This window comes from Sphaerospermopsis aphanizomenoides BCCUSP55 (assembly GCF_001586785.1).
GTDB lineage: Bacteria > Cyanobacteriota > Cyanobacteriia > Cyanobacteriales > Nostocaceae > Sphaerospermopsis_A > Sphaerospermopsis_A aphanizomenoides_A.
The window spans coordinates 110497-116496 of the sequence record NZ_LUFH02000003.1; the positions used below are offsets into that span (position 1 = coordinate 110497).

General features: G+C 40.2%; 5 protein-coding genes. 1 reads left to right on the forward strand and 4 read right to left on the reverse strand.

What is annotated here, in order from left to right; all coding sequences use genetic code 11:
• Positions 1-340 precede the first annotated feature (340 nt).
• On the reverse strand, positions 341-694 hold the full coding sequence (locus A0J48_RS01545; protein WP_200319665.1) for a hypothetical protein: 354 nt from the start codon (positions 692-694) through the stop codon (positions 341-343).
• Positions 695-1105: 411 nt separating this feature from the next.
• Between A0J48_RS01545 and cdf31 the strand changes: the two genes are divergently transcribed.
• A complete protein-coding gene (gene cdf31 / locus A0J48_RS01550) occupies positions 1106-2011 on the forward strand; it encodes a CDF family zinc efflux transporter Cdf31 (protein ID WP_200319667.1) in 906 nt (301 codons plus the stop codon).
• A gap of 28 nt (positions 2012-2039) precedes the next feature.
• Here the strand turns inward: cdf31 and A0J48_RS01555 are convergent, their stop codons facing one another.
• The 3 genes from A0J48_RS01555 to cbiD all read right to left on the reverse strand — a co-directional run bounded on the left by A0J48_RS01555 (position 2040) and on the right by cbiD (position 5805).
• Entirely contained in the window at positions 2040-2444 is a 405-nt protein-coding gene (locus A0J48_RS01555; RefSeq protein ID WP_200319668.1) for a response regulator, read from the reverse strand.
• A 421-nt stretch (positions 2445-2865) separates the two neighbouring features.
• Positions 2866-4488, reverse strand: coding sequence for a glutamine-hydrolyzing GMP synthase (gene guaA, locus A0J48_RS01560; RefSeq protein ID WP_200319670.1), 1623 nt, complete (start codon positions 4486-4488; stop codon positions 2866-2868).
• Between the two features lie 201 nt (positions 4489-4689).
• Positions 4690-5805: a cobalt-precorrin-5B (C(1))-methyltransferase CbiD gene (gene cbiD / locus A0J48_RS01565; RefSeq protein WP_200319672.1), complete on the reverse strand. Its 1116-nt coding sequence runs from the start codon at positions 5803-5805 to the stop codon at positions 4690-4692.
• Between the last annotated feature and the right edge of the window lie 195 nt (positions 5806-6000).

The following is a 6000-nucleotide window of genomic DNA, read 5'->3' on the forward strand; positions in this document are numbered from 1 at the left end:
GGATTTGACAATATAGCATTCAGCAGTCAGCTATTAGCAGTCAGCTTTTTAAAACTCCTATCTCATCAGGATTTGAGTTTTTAAAGTTGTCCTGATTACCCTGCCAACTGCTATAAACAATTTAACGTCAAATCTTAAGTTAATCTCCCATTTTGACGAATATTTCCCGATCCATCATCTTTTCCCTTAAACACAGAATAATTAGAGTTTTAATTTATATACTGCTTTTTTGGTGCGCGATATCTATAATGGGCTACGCCTAAACATCGTGAATTTGAATCAGTAGTAACTGTTTTATTAATACTTGTCCAGGTTTCATAACTTGGGCAAGTATATTTTTTTATCCTGCTTGTTCTAAATATTGATTAATATCCTCAATCATGCGAGTAAGTTCGGCTTCTGTAGTTAAGCGAATGTTGATATTGCGAATAGTCAGCAGAACTTTGGCTGCAAAGGGAGTAGGCCAAATATTAGGATTACAGAAAACTTCTAAAAATACCTCCCCGGTGTAGCGATACTCTAACGGGGGTTGGGGAGTAACTTTAGCACCTCCAGGAGTGGGTTTAGCTGCAACAGCTTTGAGACTGGCCATTAATTTATCTATTGCTGCTTTTAATTCCCGTGCTGCTTGGGGTGAAAAACTAAAGGAAACAGAACCTTCACCGAGGTTCAGTGTCATAGGGGTAGAAGACATAGAGCTTTTTAATCACAACTTCTTGGTAATTACATATCTTACAGGAAGGATGGGGTATGGGGTGTAGGGGACAGATGAGTAACGAGCAATGAGTAATGAGTGATGAGTAGAAGACGAGTAAACCACTCGGTACTCGGTACTCAACTGCCTCCTGTCTTCTGTTCCTATTCCCTATTTCCTACTCTAGTTATTCATGATAATAATCGTCTATTCTGAGCAACTATATTACCTATATAAAATCGGTGTTATAGACCATGTTAGTTAGAATAAATGTCAATAAATTGCCAGATAAATTAGAGATTATCGAAAGAGTTATTTCTTACGGTGTAAGACTTTGATACATTTTATTTGTATCTATTTGTCCTTTAAGTTTTACAGTAGAAGTCAGAGAATATAATGGATAAATTCTTTATGACTTACGATAATCGTGCCGAAGTAAGAAAAGTTTTAATTATTACCCTTCTGCTCAATTTATTTGTGATGGCATTAAAAGCTATAGTAGGGTATTCAACAGGTTCTTTAAGCTTATTAGCTGATGCTTTACATAGTGTGACGGACAGTGCGAATAATGTTTTAGGATTAATTGCTAGTAAATTTTCTTCTCCCCTGCCAGATCGAGAACATCCCTATGGACACCATAAATTTGAAGCTGTAGGTGCTTTAGGAATAGCCGCTTTTTTAGGAATAGCTTGTTTTGAAATTCTCCAAGGAGCGATAGAGCGAATTCTCAAAGGTGGTTCACCTGTAAAAATATCAGGTTCTGAATTGTGGTTATTACTAATTGTCCTAGGTGTAAATATTTTTGTAGCCTTTTATGAACGTAATGTTGGTAGAAGGGTAGGGAGTTCAATTTTAATTGCTGATGCCACACATACAATGAGTGATGTGTGGGTAACAATCTCTGTACTGGGTGGGTTAATAGGAATTTGGTGGCTAAATTTCCAATGGTTAGATGTGGTGTTAGCCTTTCCGGTAGCTTTGTTGGTATTTTGGAGTGGTTGGTCAGTTTTAAAAGAGAATTTACCTTGGTTAGTAGATCAAATGGCGATCGCTCCCGAAGCCATTCATGCGATCGCAGTTTCAGTCCCTGGTGTAGTCAACTGCCATGATATTGCTTCTCGTGGCATTTTAGGTCGCCAAGTTTTTATGGAAATGCATTTAATAGTAGACGCACCAGATGTAGAAACTGCTCATAGAATTACTGAAGAACTAGAACGTCAACTAGAAGCACGTTTTAGTCCAGTCAGGATTTTAATTCACGTTGAGCCACCAGCATATCAGTCAGAAAGTATTAGCTTTGAAAATGGAACAAAATAGTATATTTTTATTCGCAACAATTCAAAGATTAACACTTAGAAAATGTGACTAAATTGGCGATAATTTCTACTAATTGACCAGGATCAACAGGTTTAGCTACATGAGTTTGAAAACCTGCTTCTAAAGCCCGGATACGATCCTCACTATCTGCGTAACCAGTTAAAGCCACAGCCGGAATTCTACCGCCTTCATTTGCTGTGAGCGATCGCACTTTGCGAATGAAATTGTAGCCATTTTCACCCGGTAGAGCAATATCACAGATCAACGCATCAGGTTTAAACTTGGGTAGTATTTCTAAAGCTAATGCGGCTGATGGAACTGTTCTCACTATTGCTCCATCGGCTTCTAAGACGATAGTTAGGTAAAAGCATGAATCATTATCATCCTCAACTACGAGAATGCGTAACCCAGTCAGTGGGAGGTTATTTTGCATAACATCTCCATAGGTGTTGTGAATTAAAAACAAGAATTGCGAATCAACTTTTCTTGCTCATCTCAATCACCATACCAATGGTAATTTTACTGCGATAATTCTAATTTATTACTGTTAATTAATTTTCTTAATCTATTAGTAATAACTAGGTTGATTGATAATGTTTTGATAAATAGGAGGAATATTGATGATGTGTGATTTTTTAGCGATTTTCGTCCAAAAAAATAGAGATATGAATATAGGAGTGCAGGAGTTACAGGAATTGCAGTAGTATGACTTACGCCAAGCTCCGCTATCAGTAGTTCAGTAGTTCAGTAGTATGGCTAACGCCAAGCTCCCCTATCAGGATTCAGAAGATTGACACTCTGCTCACCTGCTCCTATTCCCCCTGCACCCTACACCCCACACCCTAGTTTTTCACCTATTCCCACTCAATGGTTCCAGGTGGTTTAGAAGTAATGTCATAAACCACACGGTTAACGCCTTTTACCTCATTCACAATTCTGTTAGAAATTGCTTCTAGGACATCGTAAGGTACACGGGCCCAGTCTGCTGTCATACCATCTTCACTGGTAACAATCCGCAAAACAATGGGGTAAGCATAGGTACGTTTATCACCCATTACACCCACACTACGAATTGGCAACAACACAGCAAATGCTTGCCAATAGTCATGATACAAACCACGCTGATTGATTTCTTGACGAACAATTAAATCCGCATCACGTAAAATATTTAACCTTTCGGCTGTGACTTCGCCTAAAATGCGAATTGCTAAACCGGGTCCGGGGAAAGGTTGTCTTTGGACAATTTCTTCAGGTAAACCAATGGAACGCCCAACTTTGCGAACTTCATCTTTAAAGAGTTTTCGCAAGGGTTCAACCAGTTTAAATCTCAAATCTTTGGGTAAACCACCAACATTGTGATGACTCTTAATTTTTACTGCTACTCGTTCACCGGTTTTCGGGTCAACGTTAGTATCAGCAGATTCGATCACATCGGGATAGAGAGTACCTTGAGCTAAATAATCAAAGTGACCAAGCTGTTTAGATGTTTCTTCAAAGACGCGGATAAATTCATGGCCGATGCGACGGCGTTTTTCTTCGGGGTCTGTCACACCAGCAATAGCATTAATAAAGCGATCGCGGGCATTGACATACTCTACCGGAATATGAAACTGTTCTTGGAATAGTTTTAACAACCTTTCTGGCTCTAATTTCCGCATAAAGCCTTGGTCGATAAACACACAAGTTAGTTGTTCACCAATGGCTTTATATAATAAAAATGCCAAGGTAGAAGAATCTACACCCCCAGAAAGAGCCAACAATACCCGCTTATCACCGACTCTAGCCCGAATTTCCCGAATTGACTCTTCCACAAAAGCCGCTGTTGTCCAGGTAGGTTCACAGTCACAAATGTGATAAACAAAATTGCGAATTAATGCTAACCCACCAATGGAATGCACTACTTCTGGATGGAACTGCACACCGTACAGTTTCTTGTCGTGGTCAGCAATAGCCGCACAGGGAGTATTTTCTGTGTGTGCCAATAATTCAAATCCAGGTGGCATTTTTGTGACTGAGTCGCCATGACTCATCCACATTGTTGTTCCATCTTCGACATTAGTTAATAAGTCTGTAGGATCATCTATATATAATGATGCCTTGCCATATTCACCCCGGTCAGCTTTGGTGACTTCCCCTCCCAGTTGGTTCACCATCAACTGCATTCCATAGCACACACCTAAAATGGGGATACCTAATTGCCAGATTTCTGGGTAACAATGGGGAGCATGATCGCTATACACTGAATTTGGCCCACCAGATAAAATAATTCCCTTGGGATTTAACTGGCGCAAATGTTCAGCCGTTGTGCGATAGGAGAGAACTTCCGAATATACTTGAGTCTCACGGATACGCCGAGCAATTAGTTCAGAATATTGAGAACCAAAGTCTAAAATAACAATCATTTGACGATTTAGCTGCCCCAAATCTGCTTGTGTTTGAGGTGCTTGTTCGGTTGGTAGAGTCACCGCTGTATTCATGATGGCAAGAGTGTGTCTTTAGAGATAAAACGTGATTACCACTTCCGGCTGTTGAGGCTAGTAATGGTTAAAAAACCCTAATAGATAGACGCGACTGCTGCCGCGTCCGTTGAGCCGATAAATTTGGCTTGGTATTAAAAGCTATAATTATGTACTGAAAAAAAATATTTATTTGATTTATTTATGAGAATTCATATTAAGTTAGCATAATTTTTCCACTAACATACAACCAGTTTTACTCTTAATGATAATTTCCCGATTCCGGTCAAAGAGAACTGAACCACATACCGTTGTGTCTGTTCCTGGGTCTCTGTGGCTTTTCAGATATTCTTGGCAACGTATATCAATAGTTTCAGCAATGCTGCTATAAACCTGATTTACCCAATCACTGCCAGTATTGCTGTCTAGGGAACACAGGTGTTGTAATGCTGCTTCCGCAGTAGGGCTGTGAAACACTACTTCTACATCTGAAGATTGTAAACCTGCGATCGCACAATGGGCTGCTAAAATTTCTCGTCGGCCATCAGCCAAGTGATGATGGGTGTGAAAAATTCCCCCTGCCAATTTCATCAGCTTACCGTGATAGCCAAACAATAAAATTTCTTTAACTCCCAAGATATTAGCTTCTACTAACATTGCTCCTAACCAGTTAGCAGTTTTTACCAGTTTTTGGGGGTTAATCCCTAATTTAGCAGCTAAATCTAAGCCATTTTCGCCAATACAAAAAACTAAACTCTCAAACCGACTAGCTTTAGCTTGTAAATCTGCACGGAAAGCTGTTAGCTGATCAGGTGTACTCAAAGGTTGAGAAATGCCAGTTGTTCCTAATAAAGAAAGACCTTCGACTACACCAAAAGCAGCATTGGAAGTTCTCACCGCCAGCGATCGCCCTTGGGGTAAAATAATCGTCACTGTGATTTTTTCCCCTGGTGCTAACATCCGCTGCAAATTTTCTGTTAACAACCTTTGAGCATAACTATAAATTGCTGCTTTTCCTTCACCATTCAGTTGTTTACCAATTCCCTCTCCCCCCTGAATAATTACCCTCTCCCCATTACCCTTGTACCATTCTACTACCGCCCAAATCGGTGTATTTCTGGTCAAATCCAGATTATCACCCGGATCACTGCGGGTAATAGCCAAAGCCGAATTTTCCGATAGTCCTGCTACCTGTTCAACTGGTATTTCTGCTATTTCGGCTGGTGAAATCAAATCAACAGCAGTTACACTCAGAGGTTGACGATGACGTAACCAGTGTAAAGCCGCCACAGCAGCAGCACAGGCAAAAACAGGGAGAGTGTATCCAGAACGGGACATAGGAAAAATTGATAATTGATAATTGATAATTGATAATTGGGAAAAGGCAGGAGTTCAGGAGTTCAGTAGTATGGCTTCGCCACGCTATGCCTACCGCACGCTGCGCGTTAGCGGAGCTTTCGCTGTCTTCGATACGCTATCAGTAGTTCAGTAGGAAGAATTAAATTTTCCCCCTACACCCCTACACCCCTACAC